Source organism: Hydrogenophaga sp. (assembly GCF_041633695.1).
Lineage (GTDB): Bacteria > Pseudomonadota > Gammaproteobacteria > Burkholderiales > Burkholderiaceae_C > Hydrogenophaga.
Genome location: NZ_JBFJMY010000522.1, coordinates 1 through 2,638 on the forward strand (window position 1 = coordinate 1; position 2,638 = coordinate 2,638).

Genomic DNA, 2,638 nt, shown 5'->3' on the forward strand with positions numbered 1-2,638 from the left:
AAGCGCACCGGCGTGGCCAGCGGCAACCGCATCACCCGCAGCGCCACGCCACAGGGCAGCATTGCCGCCGAGGGCGATGCCCGTTTTGAGAAGATCGCCCAGCACTTGAAAGAGTGGCAGCCCGACGCGCTGGTGGTGGGCGTGCCTTTCCATCCCGACGGTGCACCACACGACAACACCGCGCGCGCGCGCAAGTTTGCGCGCCAGCTGCGTGGCCGCTATGGTTTACTGGTGTTCGAGGTGGACGAGCGCTACACCACGACCGAAGCTTTGTCGCAAGGCGCAAAAGACGCCGACGCGGCTTCGGCTTGCATCATCCTGGAGCAGTTTTTGAGGAGCCTGCCATGACCCAATCGATACAGCTGGACGCCGAAAAACTCTATCTGGAGTTGTTGGACGGTGTGAAGCAGTTGGTGGCCGCCACGCCGCAGCCCATGTACCTGGCGGGCATCACCTCGGGCGGGGCCTGGCTGGCCGAGCGCCTGCAGCACGATCTGGGCCTGGAAGGCGATGCCGGCGTGATCTCTTCCAGCCTGCACCGCGACGACTTTGCGCAGCGCGGTCTGGCGCTGAGCGCACAAACCGTTTTGCCTTTTGACGTGAACGGCGCCCACGTGGTGCTGATCGACGACGTGCTCTACACCGGGCGCACCATCCGCGCCGTGGTCAACGAACTCTACGACTATGGCCGCCCCGCCACCGTGCAACTGGCCGTGCTGGTCGACCGGGGCGGGCGCGAGTTGCCGATCGAGGCCAATGTCAGCGCCGCCGTGCTCACCCTGCCCGAGAACCAGGTGCTCGAGTTGGCGCGCGAGGACGACGGTAGTTTGAGTTTCGTGCTGGAAAAAAAGAACGCCTGAACCCCCATGACGCCACAACGCAATCCCCAGCTCAATAAAAACGGCGAGCTCATCCACCTGCTGTCCACCGAAGGCTTGTCGCGCGACATCCTCACGCAAATCCTGGACACCGCCGCCAACTTCGTGGGCGTGAGCACCCGCGAGGTGAAGAAGGTGCCGCTGCTGCGTGGCAAAAGCGTGTTCAACCTGTTCTTCGAGAACAGCACCCGCACCCGCACCACCTTCGAAATCGCGGCCACACGCTTGTCGGCCGATGTGATCAACCTCGACATCGCACGCAGCTCCACCGCCAAGGGCGAGTCGCTGCTCGACACCATCTCCAACCTGTCGGCCATGGCGGCCGACATCTTTGTGGTGCGCCACAGCGAGTCGGGCGCGCCCTATCTGATTGCCCAGCATGTGGCGCCGCATGTGCACGTGGTCAACGCCGGCGACGGCCGCCACGCCCACCCCACCCAGGGGCTGTTGGACATGTTCACCATCCGCCACTACAAGCAGGATTTCACCAAACTCTCGGTGGCCATCGTGGGCGATGTGCTGCACTCGCGTGTGGCGCGCTCCGACATCCACGCCCTGACCACCCTGGGTTGCCCGGACGTGCGCGTGGTCGGCCCCCGCACCCTGGTGCCGTCCGACCTGTCCAGCATGGGTGTGCGCGTGTGCCACACGTTGGAAGAGGGCATCAAGGACTGCGACGTGGTGATCACACTGCGGCTGCAAAACGAGCGCATGAGCGGCGCCTTGCTGCCGTCGAGCCAGGAGTACTTCAAGAGCTTTGGCTTGACCCCCGAGCGCCTGCGCTGGGCCAAGCCGGACGCCATTGCCATGCATCCCGGCCCGATCAACCGGGGCGTGGAAATTTCTTCGGCGGTGGTGGACGGCAGCCAGAGCGTGATCCTGCCGCAGGTGACCTTCGGCATCGCGGTGCGCATGGCGGTCATGGGCATCGTGGCCGGCAACGAGGCTTGAGCCCGAGCATGCAGGACGCGCCTTCGCCCTTCTGGAGTACCGGCCTGGCCGAGCTAAAAGCCTATGTGCCGGGCGAGCAACCGAGCACGACCGGTTGGGTCAAGCTCAACACCAACGAATCCCCATACCCGCCGTCGCCCGCGGTGTTGGCGGCCATTTCTGCGGCGGTGGACGAGCGCCTGCGCCTGTACCCCGATCCCGAAGGCCGGGCGCTCAAGGCGAGCATCGCGGCGTGCTTCGGGCTGACACCCGCACATGTGTTTCTGGGCAACGGCTCCGACGAGGTGCTGGCGCACGCCTTTCTGGGCCTGCTCCAACACGGCAAGCCGGTGCTGTTTCCCGATGTGAGCTACAGCTTTTACCCGGTGTACTGCGGCCTGTACGGCATCAGCGGCGAAACGGTGCCGCTGGACGCCGGGTTTGCGGTCCGCGTGGCCGATTACGACCGCCCCAATGGAGGCATTGTGCTGCCCAACCCCAATGCACCCACCGGCATCGCCTTGCCGCTCGACCAGATCCGGGCGCTGCTGTTGCAAAACCCCGGCTCGGTGCTGGTGGTGGACGAGGCCTATGTGGATTTCGGCGCCGAGAGCGCGGCGTCTCTGGTGCCCGAATTCCCCAACCTGCTGGTGGTGCAGACCTTCTCCAAGTCGCGCGCGCTGGCCGGTTTGCGGGCCGCCTTTGCGCTGGCGCAGCCGGCGCTGATCCAGGGCCTGGAGCGGGTCAAGAACAGTTTCAACTCCTACCCGCTGGACCGCCTGGCACTGGCCGGCGCGCAAGCGGCAATGGAAGACAGCGCCTACCTGGAA

Annotated in this window: 4 protein-coding genes; all 4 read left to right on the plus strand. The window is 65.4% G+C overall.

The window, feature by feature from the left end:
• Positions 1-348: Holliday junction resolvase RuvX (gene ruvX / locus ABYB95_RS21085; protein WP_372661519.1), on the plus strand; the 348-nt coding region annotated here is incomplete at its 5' end.
• Positions 345-860 (plus strand): bifunctional pyr operon transcriptional regulator/uracil phosphoribosyltransferase PyrR, encoded by a 516-nt coding sequence (gene pyrR, locus ABYB95_RS21090; RefSeq protein ID WP_372661522.1) that lies wholly within the window; start codon positions 345-347, stop codon positions 858-860. The genes ruvX and pyrR, both read left to right, overlap by 4 nt.
• A gap of 6 nt (positions 861-866) precedes the next feature.
• Positions 867-1,829, plus strand: coding sequence for an aspartate carbamoyltransferase catalytic subunit (locus ABYB95_RS21095; RefSeq protein ID WP_372661525.1), 963 nt, complete (start codon positions 867-869; stop codon positions 1,827-1,829).
• 8 nt (positions 1,830-1,837) lie between these two features.
• Positions 1,838-2,638: histidinol-phosphate transaminase (locus ABYB95_RS21100; RefSeq protein ID WP_372661528.1), on the plus strand; the 801-nt coding region annotated here is incomplete at its 3' end.

Bases quoted from the DNA above. Each gene is read 5' to 3' on its own strand.
- ABYB95_RS21095 (WP_372661525.1), top strand. From the start codon at position 867: ATGACGCCACAACGCAATCCCCAGCTCAATAAAAACGGCGAGCTCATC.
- pyrR (WP_372661522.1), top strand. From the start codon at position 345: ATGACCCAATCGATACAGCTGGACGCCGAAAAACTCTATCTGGAGTTG.